This window comes from Haloimpatiens massiliensis, from assembly GCF_900184255.1.
GTDB classification, from domain to species: Bacteria; Bacillota; Clostridia; order Clostridiales; family Clostridiaceae; genus Haloimpatiens; species Haloimpatiens massiliensis.
In genome coordinates, this window is sequence record NZ_LT854637.1 from 336,912 (window position 1) to 357,959 (window position 21,048).

The 21,048-nt window shown below is 33.1% G+C and carries 15 protein-coding genes, 3 tRNA genes, 1 rRNA gene and 2 other annotated features; all 19 genes read left to right on the forward strand.

What is annotated here, in order from left to right; translation table 11 throughout:
* Positions 1-96: 96 nt before the first annotated feature.
* Complete coding sequence (gene ftsH / locus C1715_RS04695) at positions 97-2,055, forward strand: ATP-dependent zinc metalloprotease FtsH (RefSeq protein WP_102399469.1); 1,959 nt, start codon at positions 97-99, stop codon at positions 2,053-2,055.
* A 169-nt stretch (positions 2,056-2,224) separates the two neighbouring features.
* A complete protein-coding gene (locus C1715_RS04700) occupies positions 2,225-3,715 on the forward strand; it encodes an acyl-CoA carboxylase subunit beta (RefSeq protein ID WP_102399470.1) in 1,491 nt (496 codons plus the stop codon).
* 13 nt (positions 3,716-3,728) lie between these two features.
* Positions 3,729-4,094 (forward strand): OadG family protein, encoded by a 366-nt coding sequence (locus tag C1715_RS04705; RefSeq protein WP_102399471.1) that lies wholly within the window; start codon positions 3,729-3,731, stop codon positions 4,092-4,094.
* 17 nt (positions 4,095-4,111) lie between these two features.
* Positions 4,112-4,492 carry a biotin/lipoyl-containing protein gene (locus C1715_RS04710; RefSeq protein ID WP_102399472.1) on the forward strand — a complete coding sequence of 127 codons (381 nt, stop codon included), beginning with the start codon at positions 4,112-4,114 and terminating at the stop codon, positions 4,490-4,492.
* A 20-nt stretch (positions 4,493-4,512) separates the two neighbouring features.
* Positions 4,513-5,649, forward strand: a complete 1,137-nt coding sequence (locus C1715_RS04715; protein ID WP_102399473.1) for a sodium ion-translocating decarboxylase subunit beta — start codon at positions 4,513-4,515, stop codon at positions 5,647-5,649.
* A 126-nt stretch (positions 5,650-5,775) separates the two neighbouring features.
* Positions 5,776-6,555 carry a type III pantothenate kinase gene (locus C1715_RS04720; protein ID WP_102399474.1) on the forward strand — a complete coding sequence of 260 codons (780 nt, stop codon included), beginning with the start codon at positions 5,776-5,778 and terminating at the stop codon, positions 6,553-6,555.
* Positions 6,556-6,563: 8 nt separating this feature from the next.
* Positions 6,564-7,547 (forward strand): tRNA dihydrouridine synthase DusB, encoded by a 984-nt coding sequence (dusB, locus tag C1715_RS04725; RefSeq protein ID WP_102399475.1) that lies wholly within the window; start codon positions 6,564-6,566, stop codon positions 7,545-7,547.
* A 57-nt stretch (positions 7,548-7,604) separates the two neighbouring features.
* Positions 7,605-8,414: a hypothetical protein gene (locus tag C1715_RS04730; protein ID WP_102399476.1), complete on the forward strand. Its 810-nt coding sequence runs from the start codon at positions 7,605-7,607 to the stop codon at positions 8,412-8,414.
* 174 nt (positions 8,415-8,588) lie between these two features.
* The gene (gene greA, locus C1715_RS04735) at positions 8,589-9,068 is read left to right on the forward strand and encodes a transcription elongation factor GreA (RefSeq protein ID WP_102399477.1); all 480 of its coding nucleotides are present in this window, start codon (positions 8,589-8,591) and stop codon (positions 9,066-9,068) included.
* 72 nt (positions 9,069-9,140) lie between these two features.
* The gene (lysS, locus tag C1715_RS04740; RefSeq protein WP_423240822.1) at positions 9,141-10,601 is read left to right on the forward strand and encodes a lysine--tRNA ligase; all 1,461 of its coding nucleotides are present in this window, start codon (positions 9,141-9,143) and stop codon (positions 10,599-10,601) included.
* Positions 10,602-10,983: 382 nt separating this feature from the next.
* On the forward strand, positions 10,984-12,573 hold the full coding sequence (locus C1715_RS04745) for an ABC transporter substrate-binding protein (protein WP_102399479.1): 1,590 nt from the start codon (positions 10,984-10,986) through the stop codon (positions 12,571-12,573).
* Positions 12,543-13,547 carry an ABC transporter permease gene (locus C1715_RS04750; protein ID WP_102399480.1) on the forward strand — a complete coding sequence of 335 codons (1,005 nt, stop codon included), beginning with the start codon at positions 12,543-12,545 and terminating at the stop codon, positions 13,545-13,547. Before C1715_RS04745 ends, C1715_RS04750 begins: the two co-directional genes overlap by 31 nt.
* 1 nt (position 13,548) lies before the next feature.
* Positions 13,549-14,415 (forward strand): ABC transporter permease, encoded by an 867-nt coding sequence (locus tag C1715_RS04755; RefSeq protein ID WP_102399481.1) that lies wholly within the window; start codon positions 13,549-13,551, stop codon positions 14,413-14,415.
* Positions 14,416-14,680: 265 nt separating this feature from the next.
* Positions 14,681-14,755: transfer RNA gene (locus C1715_RS04760), tRNA-Asn, on the forward strand.
* A gap of 68 nt (positions 14,756-14,823) precedes the next feature.
* Positions 14,824-14,989 (forward strand) — a binding site (T-box leader).
* A gap of 214 nt (positions 14,990-15,203) precedes the next feature.
* Positions 15,204-16,595: a glycine--tRNA ligase gene (locus tag C1715_RS04765; protein WP_102399482.1), complete on the forward strand. Its 1,392-nt coding sequence runs from the start codon at positions 15,204-15,206 to the stop codon at positions 16,593-16,595.
* 471 nt (positions 16,596-17,066) lie between these two features.
* Complete coding sequence (murD, locus tag C1715_RS04770) at positions 17,067-18,446, forward strand: UDP-N-acetylmuramoyl-L-alanine--D-glutamate ligase (protein WP_102399483.1); 1,380 nt, start codon at positions 17,067-17,069, stop codon at positions 18,444-18,446.
* Positions 18,447-18,837: 391 nt separating this feature from the next.
* Positions 18,838-20,350: ribosomal RNA gene (locus tag C1715_RS04775) — 16S ribosomal RNA — on the forward strand.
* 81 nt (positions 20,351-20,431) lie between these two features.
* Positions 20,432-20,562, forward strand: a sequence feature (23S ribosomal RNA rRNA prediction is too short).
* Positions 20,563-20,723: 161 nt separating this feature from the next.
* Positions 20,724-20,799 (forward strand) — tRNA-Ala (locus C1715_RS04780).
* Positions 20,800-20,802: 3 nt separating this feature from the next.
* Positions 20,803-20,879, forward strand: a tRNA-Ile gene (locus tag C1715_RS04785).
* The last annotated feature ends 169 nt before the right edge of the window (positions 20,880-21,048 follow it).

Here is a 21,048-nt window from a genome sequence, read left to right on the forward strand (position 1 = left end):
AATTAAAAGTAATAGGTACTAGTTGAGGATTTATTGTCAATAAATTTACTATATGATAAAATCTTATAGTAGTATAAATAGAGGGGAGGGCCTTAAATGAAGAAAATGTCCGGTGCAGTAGTTTGGATAATAGTACTTGTATTGGTTATGTTTGCAGCATTGGCTTATGTAGAATCAGGAACCAGTACAGGAAGGGTATCCTTCGGAACATTTACTCAGGAATGGAAAAAAGATAATGTAAAAGAAATTCAAGTTAAGCAAGATGGTACTGTCTTAGCTAAACTAAAAGATAATAAGCAAATACAAGCTAATGTAGATAAAGCAAGATTGTATGATTTTATCAGTCAAAATCCAAAATCATATTATATAGATGAAAAATATGATCAACCATCTAAAACACCTATGTGGATTAGCTGGCTACCAAGTATAATAATTACTGTTGTATTAGTGGGATTTTTATTTATATTTATGCAACAGTCTCAAGGTGGCGGCAATAGGGGTGTTATGAATTTTGGAAAAAGCAGAGCTAAGTTGGCTACCAATGATAAAAAGAAGGTTACATTTGAGGATGTGGCAGGAGCAGAAGAAGAAAAGGAAGAACTGGAAGAAATAGTAGAATTTTTAAAATCTCCTAGGAGATACCTAGAAGTTGGTGCTAGAATACCTAAAGGAGTTTTACTTGTGGGACCTCCAGGTACAGGAAAAACTTTACTTGCAAAAGCTGTAGCAGGAGAAGCCGGAGTACCATTTTTTAGTATATCAGGTTCTGATTTTGTTGAGATGTTTGTAGGTGTTGGTGCATCAAGAGTTAGAGATTTATTCGAACAAGCAAAGAAAAATGCGCCTTGTATAATTTTTATAGATGAAATTGATGCAGTTGGAAGGCAAAGAGGTGCAGGATTAGGTGGAGGACATGATGAAAGAGAGCAAACTCTAAATCAGTTGTTAGTTGAAATGGATGGATTTGGAGTAAATGAGGGAATCATAATTATGTCTGCAACTAATAGACCAGATATATTAGATCCTGCATTATTAAGACCAGGCAGATTTGATAGACAAATACTTGTAGGACAGCCGGATGTAAAAGGAAGAGAAGAAATTTTGAAGGTTCATGCTAAAGGCAAACCTTTGGATCCTCAAGTTAAGCTTAATGTTTTAGCAAAAAGAACTCCAGGGTTTACTGGAGCAGACTTAGAGAATCTAATGAATGAGGCAGCTCTTTTAACTGTAAGGAACAACAGAAAAGTTATAGGCATGGATGAGCTAGAAGAGGCAATTACTAGAGTAATAGCTGGACCAGAAAAGAAGAGTAGGGTAATAAGTGAGAAGGATAAGAACCTCACTGCTTACCATGAAGCAGGTCATGCAGTTGTAATGAAATTTTTACCTAATTCTGATCCAGTGCATGAAATTAGCATAATTCCAAGAGGCATGGCTGGTGGATATACAATGCATCTTCCAGATGAGGACAGAGCATATACTTCTAAATCTAGATTGGAAGACGAAATGGTTGGATTGTTAGGTGGAAGGGTTGCAGAAAGACTTATCATAGGAGATATAAGTACTGGTGCTAAAAATGACATAGATAGAGCAACTAATATAGCTAGAAAGATGGTAATGGAATTTGGTATGAGTGAAGAACTTGGACCTATAGCCTTTGGAACAGGACACGAAGAAGTTTTTCTAGGTAGAGATATTGGAAGAAATAGAGATTTTAGTGAAGAGATAGCTTCTAAGATAGATAGTGAAATAAAAAGATTAATAGATGAAGCTTATATGAAAGCAGAGAGATTGCTTACTGAACATGTAAATAAACTACATGATGTAGCAAAGGCATTATTGGCAAAGGAAAAATTAAATGCAGATGAGTTTAATGCGTTAATAGACGGAAAAATAACTTTAGAAGAGATCATAGCTGAAATGGACAATAGAGAAGAAACAGTAGATTCTGTGGAAAGTACTGATGAATTAGCAGAAGAAGATGTTTCAGATGAAGAAGTTTCTTCAAAAGAGCAAAATAGTGAAGAGATTAAAGAAAATGAGAAAAGTTTATAGATAAAATTGTTTAAAAAAGGCTAGCTTTTGATAAAAAAGCTAGCTTTTTTTATTTTTTAAATACACAGAAAAATGAAATAAAACTTGCAAAAATTTATATACAAAAAAGGATTTATATGCTATCCTTAATGTAGGGGTTAGTTGTTTATTTTAGTTAGGAGGAACGTCAATGAGTTATGTGGAAAAATTTATGAATGTAAAAATTCAAAATGAAAAAGCAAGTGGAGAAAAAATACAAGCTCAACACAATTTGGGTAAAAATACTTGCAAGGAAAGAATGATTAAATTATTTGACTCAGGCTCCTTTATAGAATTAGGAGGTCTAATTTGCCAAAACGGAGCTGGAGTAGTAACTGGATATGGCACAGTAAATGGTAGATTGGTTTATGCTTACGGTCAAGACTATACTGTGGATGGAGGAGCTATTGGTAGTGTAAATGCTGAAAAAATAGCTTCATTAATGGATATGGCAGTTAAGATGGGAGCACCATTAGTACAGATTTTAGACTCCTCAGGAGCTAAAATTGCAGAAGGGTTAGATATTCTAAATGCTTATGGAAAAATGTTAAAAAGAAATGCACAAAATTCTGGTGTTATCCCACAAATAACGTTGGTAATGGGACCATGCGAAGGATTATCGGCTTTAAGTGCAGCTATGAGCGATTTTGTTGTAATGACAAAGAATAACAGTACTTTATGTGTAACTCCTTCAAATAAACTTACAGAGAAAGAAAAGATATTTGTAGATTCTAAAGTTTATTCAGATGGTGAAAATGCTAATGAAAATGGAAGTGCTCATGTAATAGTAGAAAATGAAGAGGAAGCGATTGGTTTTGCTAGAAGAATTTTATCCTATATACCTTCAAATAATATGGACAACATTCCTTTGAGTGTTGAAGATGTGGAATTAAATATACCTAAGGAAAAATTAAATAGCATCGCCGATGGTGAAAACTATGATATATATGAAGTAGTAGATGGAATAAGTGATAAAGAAAGCTTCTTAGAGCTTAATAAGAAATGGGCAGAAGCTGTATTTACGGGTTTGTCTAAAATAAATGGAACCACAGTAGGAATACTAGGCACTAATAAAAATATAAAAGAGGGTACTTTAAATATTCAATGTATAGATAAACTAATAGGATTTGTAAAGATTTGTGATAGTTTTAATATACCTATAATATCTTTAGTTGATACTAAGGGATTCCAAATTGATTTAAAACAGGAGAAACAAGGTATGGCATTACAAGCGTCTAAATTGATCTATGCTTTAAGTGATGCAACAGTACCTAAGATTTCTTTAATAATAGGTGAAATATATGGACCTGCATATGCAGTTTTAGGAAGTAAAGAAGTTAGCTTTGATATATGCTATGCATGGCCAAGTGCTAAAATATCATTAACAACGCCTGAAGATATGATAAAGACAATATTTAGAGAAGAAATAGTTGCTAGCGAAAACCCTAAGGAAAAGGAGAAAAAAGTGATTTGTGAACACATAGATGAAATTACAAATCCATATACAGCGGCAGAAAAGGGACATGTGGATGATATAATAATGCCGTCTGAAACAAAGCAAAGATTATTTGCGGTTATAGATATGCTAGGGAGTAAAAGAGAGTTAAGGTACCCTAAGAAACATGGAAGTATATTGGTTTAGGGGGGCGGATTAAATGAAAACATTAACTTTTGTAGGGGCATTAGAAGTTACGTTATTTGCTATGCTTATAGTATTTTCAATATTGGTTTTTATAGCTTTAATAATAAAAGCTCAAACTTTTTTACTAAATAATTCAAATAAAGTGTCAGGAAAAAGTAAAAAGGATTTAGAAATAGATAAAAAGGAATTAGTTATTGAAAAGCATCAGGAAGAAATTAGTATAAGCTCTGAAGAGGCAGATTTGGAAGTTATTGCAGCTATAATGGCAGCTTTATCATCTTATATGGATGTGCCATCTCAGAATTTAGTAATTAAAAATATAAGGCGGTTGAATGGAAATGGATGGAAAGATTCTGCTATAAAGAATAGTTTGAGATAATTAGGAGGGTTTATAATATGAAAAAGTATGTAATTACTGTTAATGGAAATAGATATGAAGTTGAAGTAGAAGAAGTAAAAGGAGATTTTTCAGAGGTTTCAACAACTTCTGTGGTTAAGGAAGAGAAAAAAGAAGTCAAACCGGTAGAAAAAAAGACAGTGGAAACTAAAAAATCTAATGCAGATGGAGAAAATGTAGAGTGTCCAATGCCAGGAAAAATATTAAAGATAAATAAATCAGCAGGAGATAGCTTTAAAAAAGGAGATGTACTATTTGTACTAGAAGCTATGAAGATGGAAAATGAAATTATGGCACCTCATGATGGAAACGTTATAGATGTTAACGTAGCAGAAGGAGCTATGGTTAATACGGGAGATGTATTAGCAGTAATTCAATAATAGGAAGAGGGGAAAGAGCTATGATTTTAAATTCATTAAAGAACCTGTGGCTTTCTTCTGGGTTTGTAGGAATGACATGGCAACAATTGGTAATGATTATTATTTCTTTTGTGCTTATATATTTGGCTATTAAAAAGGAGTTTGAACCACTGCTTCTTTTACCAATAGCTTTTGGAATGCTTTTGGCTAATTTGCCAGCATCAGGAGTTATGGCTCCACCAACAAAGGATCACGTGGGAGGACTTTTATGGTACTTGTACCAGGGAGTAGAAGCGGACATATATCCACCACTTATATTCTTAGGTGTAGGAGCTATGACAGATTTTGGTCCACTGCTTGCTAATCCATCTAGTGTTATAATGGGAGCAGGTGCACAATTTGGAGTATTCTTTACATTTATATGTGCAATATTGATGGGATTTACTCCACAACAAGCATCCTCTATTGGAATAATAGGAGGAGCAGATGGTCCTACAGCTATATATCTTTCAAGTAAATTAGCACCGGAGCTTTTAGGTCCAATAGCAGTGGCAGCCTATTCTTATATGGCTTTAGTTCCGTTGATTCAACCTCCAATAATGAGGGCGCTTACTACTAAGGAAGAGAGAACTGTTAGAATGGGACAGCTTAGAAAGGTTAGGAAGGTAGAAAAAATAATATTCCCTATAGCTGTAACAGTAGTGGTGGTATTATTACTTCCTTCAGTAGCTTCACTAATTGGTATGTTGATGCTAGGAAATTTATTTAAAGAATGTGGTGTAGTTGAAAGACTTTCAGAAACGGCACAAAATGGTTTGATAAATGTGGTAACTATATTCTTAGGAGTTACTGTTGGGGCTACAGCTAATGCAGAAATATTCTTAAAACCTCAAACTATAATGATAGTAGTTTTGGGAATGATAGCTTTTGGTATAAGTACATCAGCAGGAGTAATTATAGGAAAAATAATGTATAAAATAACTAAAGGAAAGGTAAATCCTTTAATAGGTGCTGCAGGGGTTTCGGCAGTGCCAATGGCAGCTAGAGTTGCACAAGTAGTGGGACAAGAAGAAGATCCAGGTAATTTCCTACTTATGAATGCTATGGGACCTAATGTGGCTGGAGTTATAGGTACTGCAGTGGCAGCTGGAGTATTGCTTTCATTATTTGGTGTATAAAAGTATAAAACACTTGACAAAATAAATGTAATTGTTAAAATTAAATTGTTAATTTCTATATTACTTGAGTTTTAGTAAGAGCAGCTTGAAAAGCTGCTCTTATGATTTATATAAGGGGTGTTTAAAATGGTTTTGGTTTTAGATGTTGGAAACACTAATATTGTATTAGGAATATATAAACATGATGAGCTTATAGTTGAATGTAGATTGTCAACTGATTCAAGAAGAACAGCAGATGAATATGGAATACAAGTAAAAGAGTTATTTGATTTACATAAATTAAGTATAGAAGATATAAAAGGAGTAATAATATCTTCTGTAGTGCCTAATATAATGTATTCTTTGGAACATATGATAAAAAAATATTTCCATACTCAGCCAATAGTGGTTGGACCTGGAGTAAAAACTGGAATAAATATAAAATATGATAACCCCAAGGAAGTGGGTGCTGATAGAATAGTCAATGCTGTAGCAGCACATGAAATATATAAAAGACCTTTAATAATAATCGATTTTGGAACTGCGACTACCTTTTGTATTATATCAGAAAAGGGTGATTATCTAGGAGGAGTTATTTGTCCAGGTATGAGAATTGCATCTGATGCACTTTTTGAGAGAGCAGCCAAACTTCCTAGAGTAGAACTTGTAAAACCTGAAACTATAATATGCAAAAATACTGTTGCTAGTATGCAAGCTGGGATTATATACGGATATATAGGACAGGTAGATTACATAGTCAATAAGATAAAATTAGAAATGAAATCCTTAGGAGAAAATGAGCCTTTAGTAGTGGCTACAGGAGGGCTTTCTAAACTTATATATGAAGAATCAACAACTATAGATGTAATAAATCCAATTTTAACATTACAAGGTCTAAAGATAATATACGAAAAGAATATGAAGTAGGTGTTAAGATGAAAATAGGTAACCTAAATTTCCCCAAGGGCGTTTTTTTAGCTCCTATGGCAGGAGTTACAGATGTTGCCTTTAGAGAAATTTGTAAGGAAATGGGTTGCGAATTGGTATATACTGAAATGATAAGTGCTAAAGGTATGTACTATGGTAATGAAAATACTGTGGAGCTTTTAAAAATCTCAAATAAAGAGAGTCCTGTAGGAGTACAGATATTTGGCAGTGAACCCTATATAATGGCTAAGGCTGCAGAAACTTTTAATGATAATGAAGATATATGTTTAGTGGACATAAACATGGGATGCCCAGTGCCTAAAATAGTTAAAAATGGAGAAGGTTCTGCACTTATGAGGGAGCCTAAATTAGCTGCAGAAATAGTTAAAGAAGTAAGAAAAGCATCCTCTAAACCTGTAACTGTGAAGTTTAGAAAAGGTTTTGATTCCAATAGTATAAATGCAGTAGAATTTGCTAAGTATATGGAAGATGCAGGAGCACATGGAGTTACAATTCATGGAAGAACTAGACAGCAAATGTATACTGGGAAAGCTGATTGGAGTATTATAGGAAAAGTTAAGGAAAGTGTGAGTATACCTGTAATAGGAAATGGAGATGTTTTTTCTTCAGAAAATGCTATAAACATTAAAAAGGTCACTAATTGCGATGGGATAATGATAGCTAGAGGAGTAATGGGAAATCCATGGATATTTAGAGATATTATAGCTAGATTTGATGGGAAAGATATTAATCCACCTACCAGTTTGGAAAAAGTAGATATGTGTATAGAACATCTTAAGAAGGCTATATACTACCATGGAGAAAGAAAAGCAGTTAGAGAAATGAGAAAACATTTAGCTTGGTATATAAAAGGATTAAGTAATTGTACTGCAATTAAAGACATTATAAATAGACAAGAAAATGGAGAAGATGTATTTAACATACTTAGAGATTATAGACAATATTTAGAAAATAAAAGCACTAAATTATAGTAATCTAAACTTATATAGTTGAATACAATTATATATAACAATTATAAGGGTGTTTGCGTGAATAATATTTTAAGTTTAAAATCCTACCAGGAGCTTTATAGAGATAACAGTTTTATAGGAAAAGTTAAAGACAGGTTTAAAATAACATATGAGTATCAAAAATTTATAAAGGAGTTGAATCTTTCTGTTATAAATATAAATATACCTTCTAATGTTCATCCAGAGTCATATAATAAGAACATAAAGAGAGCAGAAAATATTGGAGGGTTAAAATATAAATCACTAGCACCTGATGTGTGGAGAATTTTGGATTATAAGTGGTTCAATGATTATCAAAAAAGACTATTTGCATTTAGCGTAGTTAAAAGTGTGAAACTATTTTTGAGACTAAACTTTAAAAATATAAGAAGTAGTTGTATAGGAGTTATAGATGCAGGTGATTATATTAATAAATATATAATAGAGGAACTTTGTAAATTCAGTAATAATGTAGTACTTGTATCAAAAAATATAGAATATTTAGGAAAAGTAAGAGAATATTTAATAGCTCGATATGGGGTTACGCCGGTTATAACTAGAGAATATGAATACCTATTAAATGATGTAGATTTTATTATAACTTCTATAAACATAGATCCTAAAAATGAAAAACTAAATATATGGTATATTGATGACAGATATATGCCCCAAAATAGTCATAATTTGCATGTGAACAATGTTACTTTTACAGTACCTTGGGAAGAGCAATCCTTAAAATATACACCTCAGTTGGTTGGAGCTATTCTGAGCCATATTGCAGGAAGAGAAATAGAAGCGGATTTGAAAAGTAATGATATTTACATTAATGAGTTTGGATTTAACCCTTAATTTAAGGGAATTACTTAGAAGAGTATAAATGTTGACATTATAAATTTGCTGATTTATAATAACTTAAATGATTATAAATTATAATTTATGTTATAATAAAATAGTTTGTTGTGTTGGAATTAAATTATGATCTTAATGATAAAGTATTAGAATATTTAAAAGGGGAGACAAGAAATGAGCGAGAAGAAATATGTAATGACTTATGAAGGGGTTAAAAAGTTAGAAGACGAATTAGAATACTTAAAAACAGTGAAAAGAAAAGAGATAACTGAAAAGATAAAAGTGGCACTTTCCTTTGGAGATTTAAGTGAAAACTCAGAATATGATGAAGCTAAAAATGAGCAGGCTTTTGTGGAAGGAAGAATTGCTCAGCTAGAAAATATGCTTAAAAATGCATCTGTAGTGGATGAAAGTGAAATAGATAAAGAAATTGTTGGAGTTGGTACAGTAGTAAAGGTTAAGGACTATGACTTTGATGAAATAGTTGATTTCATAATAGTAGGTTCTGCAGAAGCTGATCCAATGGAGAATAAAATATCTAATGAATCACCAGTTGGAATTGGACTTATAGGTAAGAGAGTTGGAGATATAGTGGAAATACCTGTTCCAGATGGAATAAGTAAGTATGAAATTTTAGAGATTAATAGAGCATAAAGTGGAGGGATTTTGATGGCGGAAGAGAAAAATTTAAATGCACAAGAGAATGAGTTAGATTTAAATGAAGTGATGAAACAGAGATTGGAGAAACTACAGGGTCTTCAACAAGAAGGTAAGGATCCTTTTGATGTTTACAAAGTTAATGTAACTCATCATGCTGAAGAAGTTAAAGAGAATTTTGAAACATTAGAAGAAAAAGAAGTCACAGTTGCAGGTAGAATATTATCTAAAAGAGGTCAAGGAAAGGTAGTATTTTCTGATGTTTATGATAAGACCGGAAAAATACAATTATTTATAAAGATAGATAATGTAGGAGAAGAAAAACTAGCAGAATACAAAAGTCTTAATATAGGAGACTTAGTAGCTGCTACAGGAACAGTATTTAAGACTAAAACTGGAGAAATATCAGTAAAAGTATCTTCTTTCCAGCTTACATGTAAATCATTAAGACCACTTCCAGAGAAGTTCCATGGGTTAAAAGATCCAGATCTTAGATATAGACATAGAGAAGTGGATATAATAATGAATCCAGAAGTAAAAGATACTTTTATAAAGAGAACAGCTATTATGAGATATATAAGAGAGTTTTTAGATAATAAAGGATTTATGGAATGTGAAACGCCTATTCTTTCACCTATAGCTGGAGGAGCTGCGGCTAGACCATTCGTAACTCATCACAATGCTTTAGATATAGATATGTATTTGAGAATTGCTACAGAATTATATTTAAAGAGATTAATAGTGGCTGGATTTGAAAAAGTATATGATATGGGCAAGAACTTTAGAAATGAAGGAATAGACATAAGACATAACCCAGAGTTTACAATGATAGAATTATATCAGGCATATGCTGATTATAATGATATGATGGAAATAACAGAAAATTTAGTAGCATATGTATGTGAAAAGGTTCTAGGTACTACAAAGGTAACATACCAAGGTACAGAAATAGATTTCACACCACCTTGGAGAAGAATAACTATGGTGGATGCAGTTAATGAATTTGCTGGAGTTAACTTTAATGAAATAAGTAATGATGAAGAAGCTCAAAAAATAGCTAAAGAAAAGAATTTGGAATTTAAAAAGGATTTAAAATTTGTAACTAAGGGTGACGTTTTAAATGCACTATTTGAAGAGTTTGCAGAAGAACATATGATACAACCAACATTTATATATGATTATCCAGTAGAAATATCACCTCTTACTAAGAAGAAAAGAGGTAATGAAGAATTTACTGAAAGGTTTGAAGGATTTATTTTTGGAAGAGAAATTTGTAATGCATATTCAGAATTAAATGATCCTGTAGTTCAAAGGGACAGATTTGTTCAACAAGCTAAAGAAAGAGAACTTGGGGATGATGAAGCATATGTAATAGATGAAGATTTCATGCATGCATTAGAAATTGGTATGCCTCCAACAGGTGGATTAGGAATCGGTATAGACAGACTTGTTATGTTCTTAACAGATTCTTATTCTATAAGAGACGTTATATTATTCCCAACTATGAAACCAGCTCAAAATAATAAGTAGATTATTAAAATATACAAAAAAGAGATAAAGTTTAGGCTTTATCTCTTTTTAATTAAGGCATTAATAATAAAATAGTATTTTCAAAAGAGTTTGACTTTTTTTATTCATATGTTATAATTACTTTGTGAAAAAAATTCATTAATGCGAATGTTAATGGAGATAATTTAGAATTAATACTTGTGAAATAAATAAGTTTATATATAACTTTGATTTTTTAATTAAGGTTTTCTTAAGTTGAATAAAATACGAATTGATTATACCACGAAGGTAGAGAAAATTGTTCTCTACCTTTTTTGTACATATAATACTTTTTATAATTAGCGTAGTTAATAATTATTAAGATTTAAATATTATGTATAAAATGATTAAGGGGGAGTAGAGTATGGTTAAAAAAAGAGTGCTTGGCATTTTAAGTGCGGTACTAATAGGAGCCATGGCTGTAGGATGTGGAGGAAAAACATCTACAACTGCAAAAAAAGATAGCAAGATAGCTACTAGTTCATCTAAAGAGAAGACATTAATTTATGGTAGCGCTGCGGATTATGCTAGAATTAATCCAGCGCTAGATGAGCATGCGGAGATTCACAAAATAATATTCTCAGGATTAACTAAACATGATGAAAATAGTAAAGTAATTCCCGACTTAGCAGAAAAATGGACTTATGATGAAAAAAATATGGTTTATACTTTTAACTTAAAGAAAGATGCAAAATGGCATGATGGCAAAGATTTTACAGCTGATGATGTGAAATTTACTATTGAAACTATAAAAGATCCAAAGAGTAACTCGGAAATTTCTGCCAACTATGAAGAAATAAAGAAGGTTGAAGTAGTAGATCCACATACAGTAAAAATATATATGAGCAAACCTTGTGTTGCTGTATTAGATTATCTATCTGTAGGTATGATTCCAAAACATTTGTTACAAGGAAAAGATATAAATAAAGATGCTTTTAACCAAAATCCTGTAGGTACTGGTCCATATAAATTTGATAAATGGGAAACTGGTCAATATATAAGTTTAAAAGCAAATGAAAATTATTATAATGGACAACCTAAAATTAAGAGTGTTATATTTAAAATAGTAGAAGATGAAAAAGCAAGAGCATTACAATTAAAATCAGGAGAAATAAATTTAGCTCAATTAGAACCACAGGATGTGAATGCGTTTAAAGAGCAAAAAAATATAAAGCTATACAGGGAGAAAACTGCAGATTATAGAGGAGTTATGTTTAACTTCAGAAATCCTATGTTTAAAGATGTAAAAGTAAGACAAGCTCTTAGCTATGCTATAGATAAACAAAAAATAGTAGACGAAGTATTGAAGGGAATGGCACAAGTTGCTTACAGTCCATTACAAATGGGAAATTATAAGAATGAAGATGTGGAAAAATATCAATATGATAAGGAAAAGGCAAAACAATTATTAGATGAAGCAGGATGGAAAGTTGGAAAAGATGGAGTAAGGGAAAAAGATGGTAAAAAATTATCCTTTAAGATAACTGGTTTCGAAGGGGATCCAGTGAGAACAAATATAGCTAATGCTGCATGTCAATACTACAAAGAGGTAAATGTAGAAGCTAAAGTAGATGTTCAACCTTCCGGTTCAATTCAATGGGATAAATTAGAAGGATCTTTAATAGGATGGGGCAGTCCATTTGACCCAGATGACCATACTTATAAAGTATTCCATTCAAGTCAAGCTGAAAATGGTGTCAACTTAAACGCTTATTCAAATAATAAAGTTGATGAATTGTTACTAAATGCAAGAACTACACTAGACGATAATAAAAGAAAAGAATACTATAAGGAATTCCAAAAGGAATTTGCCAATGATCCTCCATATGCAATGATTGCATATATAGATGCGGTATATGGTGCAGACAATAAAATTAAAGGAATAAAAGATACAGTGTTAGGACACCATGGTGTTGGTTTCTTATGGAATATAGAAGAGTGGGATATAGAATGATAACTTGTAAACCAAAAAGTGTGGCAAAAATCTTAATTAATATAGTTGTAAGCTTTTTTTCTTTAAGTTTTTTAACCTTTATGATGGCTCACATTATGCCAGGTGATCCTCTGTACGCTATGTTTGGTGAATCAGCAGCCAAAATTTCCAGTATACAGAGAACAAGAATAATAGAAAATATGGGGCTTAATAAGCCCCTGCTCTATCAATACAAAGAATGGCTAACTAATTTTTTTCATGGGAACTTAGGAATTTCTTTTAAATACAACTTGCCAGTAAAAGATATTTTACTAGAAGCTTTGGGAAATACATTGTTTCTAGGAATAATAACTATAGTAACCATAATGATATTTTCATTACTATTAGGATTTTTATGTGCTGTTAATGAAGGGAGTTTTATAGATAAGGCATTAGTTAAATTGGGCACTTTCTTTTACTGTGTACCTGGTTTTTGGTTGGCGTTGATACTTGTGTTGATTTTTTCAGTTAAAGCCGGTTTATTGCCTTCATCGGGTGTTTACCGAATGGGAAATGAAGGAGATTTAGTAGATAGAATAATACATACGATTTTACCTTGGCTAGTGGTTTTTATAGGTCATTTAGGATACTATTCTAATTTTGTTAGAGATAAGATTATAGAAGAGCTAAAAGAAGATTACTTAGTCACTGCTAAGGCAAAGGGGGTTCCTAAACATAGAATATTATTTAGTCATCTTTTAAGAAATGTTATGGCTTCCTATATTACTTTGATTGCTATATCTGTAAATCACTTATTGTCTGGGTCCTTAGTTATAGAATCTATATTTAGCTATCCAGGCATAGGAAAATACATATTTGAGGCAGCTAAATACCATGATTATACTCTTTTAATGGGGGGGATAATTATTATAGGAATTATAATAATTTTATGTAATGTAGTATCAGATATGTTCTGTAAATTTATTGACCCTAGAATTAGAGAGGTGGAGGTTTAATATGAGGAACATAAATTCCTTTGGATTTAAATGTCCAAATAATAAGCATATAAGCAAAAATAAATTTCCATATGTATCTGTAGGTTTTTTGATTTTTCTAACATTAGTAGCTTTCATAGCTCCTCTATTTATAAATGAACCTCAAAATTATATGAATTTATCGAGAACATATATTCCGCCAAATTCTAAGTACATTTTTGGTACCGATGGTATGGGAAGAAATATACTCATAAGATGTATATATGGAGGTAGGGTGTCCATATTAGTAGGTTTAGTTTGTATGATAGTGTCTAGTGCTATAGGAATTATATATGGATGTGTAAGTGGATATTATGGCAAGGTACTAGATAAAATAATGATGAGAATATTAGATTTTTTTCTAATACTTCCAGCTATAGTTATAGTGGCTTTTATTCAAGCTTTTTTTGAGGAAAAGGGTTTAATGGAGATAATATTAGTGATTTCACTCACTGGTTGGATGCGAGTTGCTAGGATAGTAAGGGGTGAAGTAATAAAATTAAAATCATCAGAATTTGTAGTGGCATCAAAAGGGTTGGGTGGAGGCTTTTTTCATATATTAAGAAAGCATTTATTGCCTAATTTTATGCCAACTATAATTTTTATATGTACTTTAAATGTGGCTAGTGCAATTGTAATGGAATCTACTTTAAGTTTTTTAGGTTTAGGGTTGCCGGTGGAAATACCTTCTTGGGGAAGTATGCTTATAGATGCTCAGAAGGATATTTTATCTAATAAATGGTGGACAAGTTTATTTCCAGGAATTATGATAATAGCTACAGTTCTTTCTGTAAATAGTATTGGAGAGTATGTGAGAAAATTGAATCATAAGAATTTCGTAAGCTTATAAATAACTTAACTTTGTTATATAAAGTTTGAATCCTACATTAGATGAATAAATGAAATACAAATATAGTTTTTAATTTAAAATTTAGAATGTAAAATCTAAAATAAAAGTTGGAATTTTGTAGGAATTTTTTCATTAAGTTTTAATTTTAAATTGTGATTTATAACTGTGAAGGCTTAATAAATAACTTATATTTTAGTAGGGAAAATAATAAAAAAAGTATTGCAATATTAGTTTTTTTTGATATAATAATAAATGTAATAAATGTTCCGCAGTAGCTCAACGGTGGAGCACTCGGCTGTTAACCGATAGGTTGGAGGTTCGAGTCCTCTCTGCGGAGCCATTTTTATTTTTTGAATATCTATTGACATGTATTTTATATTTGGTAAAATAATATATAAATTCATATAGTTATGTACTATGAAAAAGAGGAGTAGCTGTGATTATTTTTTTAGAGAGGTCATGGTAGGTGAAAATGGCTAAAATTTATGGTGAAGGGCGCTTTGGAGTACATGATAAAGCAAGATGGGCTGATGCCAAAGAGGGTGGAACCGCGGAATAGAATTTCGTCCCTTGTGGTATTGGGCTTTTTTTTTATATAAAAAACTATGTTATAATAATTTATTTTTAAATGATAAAAATAGTATTTTAAGAAATTTTTTCAAATCATAATAAAGAAAGGTAGGTGAAGAACTGCTTTGTAGTTTCAATAATGAGGTTATACTACCACCTTATATAGTTTATAGGGTGCAAAAATTCAATTTATAGAATTTTTGATAGCAGGATAAATTATGACATGTAAAAAAACCATGGAAAAAATAGTTGCTTTATGCAAGGGAAGAGGATTTATATTCCAAGGATCTGAAATATATGGTGGATTGGCTAATGCATGGGATTACGGTCCTTTAGGCGTGGAGTTTAAAAATAACGTAAAAAAAGCTTGGTGGAAAAAATTCGTTCAAGAAAGTCCATATAACGTAGGAATTGATTCAGCTATATTGATGAATAGTGAAGTTTGGGTAGCTTCAGGACACGTAGGAGGATTTTCAGATCCATTAATGGATTGTAAAGCTTGTAAGGCAAGGTATAGAGCTGATAAATTAGTTGAAGATCATTTAAGTGCCAATGGAAAAGATGATGTAAGTGCAGATGGATGGACAAGTGAAGAACTAAAGAAATATATAGAAAAGAACGAAATAGTTTGCCCTAAATGTGGTAAAAAAGAATTTACTGATATAAGAAAATTCAATTTAATGTTTAAGACTTTCCAAGGAGTAACAGAGGATTCAAAATCAGAGTTATACTTAAGACCAGAAACAGCACAGGGAATATTTGTGAATTTCAAAAATGTACAGAGATCATCAAGAAAGAAGGTGCCTTTTGGTATAGCTCAAATAGGAAAGTCCTTTAGAAATGAGATAACTCCAGGAAACTTCACATTTAGAACAAGAGAATTTGAGCAGATGGAGCTAGAGTTTTTCTGTAAACCAGGAACTGATTTGGAGTGGTTTAAATACTGGAAGGATTACTGCTGGAATTTCCTATTAGCACTAGGAATGCAAAAAGAAAATTTAAGATTTAGAGATCATGCTAAGGAAGAATTATCATTTTATAGTAATGCTACTTCAGATGTAGAATATTTATTCCCATTTGGATGGGGAGAGTTATGGGGTATTGCTGATAGAACAGATTATGATTTAAATAAACATATGGAGCATTCAAGTCAAGATTTGAATTATCTAGATCCAACAACCAACGAGAAATATGTTCCATATTGTATAGAGCCATCTCTAGGAGCAGACAGAGTTGCACTAGCATTTTTAGTAGAGGCTTATGACGAAGAAGAACTTGAAAATGGAGATGTAAGAACGGTATTACATTTACATCCAGCTCTTGCGCCATTTAAGGCAGCAATATTACCACTAACTAAGAAGTTATCAGATAAAGCATTAGAGGTTTATGGAAGCTTAAGCAAAAAATTCAATGTAGATTATGATGATGCAGGAAGTATAGGAAAGAGGTATAGAAGAGAAGATGAAATAGGAACTCCATATTGTATAACTATAGATTATGATACATTGGAAAATAATACTGTTACTATAAGAAATAGAGATACTATGGAACAGATAAGATTAAGTATAGAAGAACTAGAAAAGTTTGTAGAAGAAAAACTTCAATTTTAATACAAATAAATAATAACTAAAAAATAGTTTATTAGTATAAAATTAAAAGCCTGTGTTTGTAAATTTTTAGACACAGGCTTTTAATTTAATTATTTAAAGTAAAAAAATAACCGGATAATAATTATCCGGTAAATAGGGTTTAATCATGGGGATATGTCATATGTTTACTAAAACTTGGGGAATTATTAATACTTTCTTACGGCACAAGAGAAGTATAACATAGGTTTATTATAATATTCAATAGGTAAAAATAAAGTTTTTAAATTAAATAAATTCGCGCAATTTATACAATAGATACAATGTCCTTCTTTGTAGTTTTATGTCGTTGATATATTTTAAAAAGTTCCTTTATCTTAAGGAGAATAAATTTTAAGTTTATTTCACAATATATATAATTTTTATTTTATTATTAGAGTGATATAATGATGATGAATGATTTGCGATAACACTTATTTTGGAGGTATATATATTATGAGACGTGAATTTGGAGAATTTAAAGAATTTATAAAAGAGAAAAAGGTGGCAGTTGTAGGTATAGGAGTTAGTAATAAGCCGTTAATTCACTTTTTAGTAAAATTAGGTGCAAATGTAACTGCGTTTGATAAAAAAAGTAAGGAAGAATTAGGAGAAACATATGATGAATTATTCAGTATTGGAGTTAATACAGTTTTAGGAGAAGGATATTTAGAAAAATTAACAGGTTTTGAAGTTGTATTTAAGACACCTTCTATGAGATTTGATAATCCTGTTTTAGTAAGGGCAAAGGAAGAAGGAGCATATATAACTTCTGAAATGGAAGAGTTTATAAAATATTGTCCAGCAAAAATATTTGGAGTAACAGGAAGCGATGGAAAAACTACTACAACTACATTGATATATAATATTTTAAAGGCAGAAGGACATAAGGCCTGGGTAGGTGGAAATATAGGAACACCGCTATTTTCGCAAATAGAAAATATAGGCAAACAAGACAGAGTAGTATTAGAATTATCAAGTTTTCAACTTATGAAAATGAAATACTCTGTGGATGTAGCATTAGTGACAAATTTAAGTCCAAATCATTTAGATATGCATAGGGGGATGGAAGAGTACGTAGAAGCTAAGAAGAATATATTTAAATATCAAAGTGAAAGAGATTTACTTATACTAAATAGAGATAATTACATTACCAATGGGATGGTTAGTGAGGCTAAAGGCAATGTAATGCAATTTAGTGTAAAAGAGATAGTTGAAGATGGTGGATATTTTAAAGACGGAACCCTTTATATAAAAGGCAATGCAGTTTGTAAAAGAGAAGAAATTAAAATATTAGGAATGCATAATGTGGAAAATCTATTGGCGGCATTTTGTGCAACCTATGAGGATGTTAGTATAGAAAGTATGAGAAAGGTTGCGATTACCTTTACTGGAGTTCAGCACAGGACAGAATTTATAAGAAGTATAAATGGGGTTAAATATTATAATGATTCTATTGCCTCAAGTCCTACAAGAACATTGGCTGGATTAAAAGCTTTTGACAAACCTGTAGTCTTAATTGCAGGAGGTTACGATAAAAATATACCCTTTGAACCTTTAGCAGAAGGTGGTTATTCTAAAATAAAAGCTCTTATACTTTTAGGCGTAACAAAAGATAAAATAAAAGACGCCTTTCACAAGGTAATGAAAGAAAAGGGAGTAAGTATTCCTATATATGTAGTAAATAGTTTAGAAGAAGCTGCAAAAAAATCAAGGGAAATTGCTGAAAAGGAAGATGTAGTAACTTTATCACCTGCTTGTGCTAGTTTCGATATGTTCCCTAACTTTGAAGTTAGAGGAGATAAATTTAAAGAAATAATTAATAATATGATGTAAACTATATACTCATCTAGCCTTTATGGATGAAGGTTAGATGGGTTCTATTATTATGTATTTACATTGTTAAGTATAAAGAAACGTTATCAGGTGTATCAATAGCAGAAAAAACTAAATATATGAAGAAATAAAGAGAAAAATTAATATAATTTTATTACATGGCATTAAGTGGTCAAAACTAGAAAGCATTAAGGCGATATAATAACACTTGTCGCTGTTACCGCGATGTGTAACGACGAAATAAAATTAATTAAGCTATTGACAAGCTAAGTTAATTTTGATATTATAAAGTACGTCGTAAGATGATGCTTAAAAATTGGTCTTTGAAAATTAAACAGAGATGATGATGATAAATCATAAAGTCAGTGAATTTGAGTTTGAGATTGAACTTTAAATTGAGAGTTTGATCCTGGCTCAGGACGAACGCTGGCGGCGTGCCTAACACATGCAAGTCGAGCGATGAAGTTCCCTTCGGGGAACGGATTAGCGGCGGACGGGTGAGTAACACGTGGGCAACCTGCCTCAAAGAGGGGAATAGCCTCCCGAAAGGGAGATTAATACCGCATAAAATTACGAAATCACATGGTTTTGTAATCAAAGGAGTAATCCGCTTTGAGATGGGCCCGCGGCGCATTAGCTAGTTGGTAAGGTAAAGGCTTACCAAGGCGACGATGCGTAGCCGACCTGAGAGGGTGATCGGCCACATTGGAACTGAGACACGGTCCAGACTCCTACGGGAGGCAGCAGTGGGGAATATTGCGCAATGGGGGAAACCCTGACGCAGCAACGCCGCGTGAGTGATGAAGGCCTTAGGGTTGTAAAGCTCTGTTATCTGGGACGATAATGACGGTACCAGAGGAGGAAGCCACGGCTAACTACGTGCCAGCAGCCGCGGTAATACGTAGGTGGCGAGCGTTGTCCGGATTTACTGGGCGTAAAGAGTGCGTAGGCGGATGTTTAAGTGAGATGTGAAATACCCGAGCTCAACTTGGGTGCTGCATTTCAAACTGGGCATCTAGAGTGCAGGAGAGGAAAGCGGAATTCCTAGTGTAGCGGTGAAATGCGTAGAGATTAGGAAGAACACCAGTGGCGAAGGCGGCTTTCTGGACTGTAACTGACGCTGAGGCACGAAAGCGTGGGGAGCAAACAGGATTAGATACCCTGGTAGTCCACGCCGTAAACGATGGGTACTAGGTGTCGGGGGTCCAACCTCGGTGCCGCAGTAAACACATTAAGTACCCCGCCTGGGGAGTACGGTCGCAAGATTAAAACTCAAAGGAATTGACGGGGGCCCGCACAAGCAGCGGAGCATGTGGTTTAATTCGAAGCAACGCGAAGAACCTTACCTAGACTTGACATCCCAAGAATACTGTGGAAACACGGTAGTGCCCTTCGGGGAACTTGGTGACAGGTGGTGCATGGTTGTCGTCAGCTCGTGTCGTGAGATGTTGGGTTAAGTCCCGCAACGAGCGCAACCCCTATTGTTAGTTGCTACCATTAAGTTGAGCACTCTAGCAAGACTGCCTGGGTTAACCAGGAGGAAGGTGGGGATGACGTCAAATCATCATGCCCCTTATGTCTAGGGCTACACACGTGCTACAATGGTCGGTACAACGAGACGCAAGACCGTGAGGTGGAGCAAATCTCAAAAACCGATCTCAGTTCGGATTGTAGGCTGCAACTCGCCTACATGAAGCTGGAGTTGCTAGTAATCGCGAATCAGAATGTCGCGGTGAATACGTTCCCGGGCCTTGTACACACCGCCCGTCACACCATGAGAGCTGGTAACACCCGAAGTCCGTGAGGTAACCGTAAGGAGCCAGCGGCCGAAGGTGGGATTAGTGATTGGGGTGAAGTCGTAACAAGGTAGCCGTAGGAGAACCTGCGGCTGGATCACCTCCTTTCTAAGGAGAANATGTGCCTACAAACTGTCGAAGCACTTTACATGTGTGACGGCGTGCTTTTTGTAGAACGAGCCAGCGAGTTATGGTATGTAGCAAGGTTAAGCACTTAAGGTGCGGAGCCGCAGGGAAACCGAGTCTGAATAGGGCGATTAGTTGCATGCTGTAGACCCGAAACCGGGTGACCTATCNTTGTTTAATTTTGAGAGACCAAGTCAATTATAATTAACAACTAAGAATTAACCATTAAAATTAAGAGTTAATTCTTTATTTGTGAGTTGACTAAGTTATAACTCTCTATTATAATAAGATTTTCAGTTTAGTATGTTGTACTTTTATAAGTAGTTATACATTACTAACTGTTAATTTAAAATATGGGGGATTAGCTCAGCTGGGAGAGCACCTGCCTTGCACGCAGGGGGTCAAGGGTTCGAATCCCTTATTCTCCACCATATGGGTCTATAGCTCAGCTGGTTAGAGCGCACGCCTGATAAGCGTGAGGTCGATGGTTCGAGTCCATTTAGACCCACCATTTTGTTCTTTGAAAATTGCACAGTGAAGAAAGTAGAAATTATTACAATTGTGATGATTTCACTGGAGAATCAATTATAGAAACAAACTTATTAGATAATCTAATAAGTGCTAATTTGCAACAAAATCAAAGATTTTAAGATGAGTTAAGGAAACTCAATCAGCAGAGC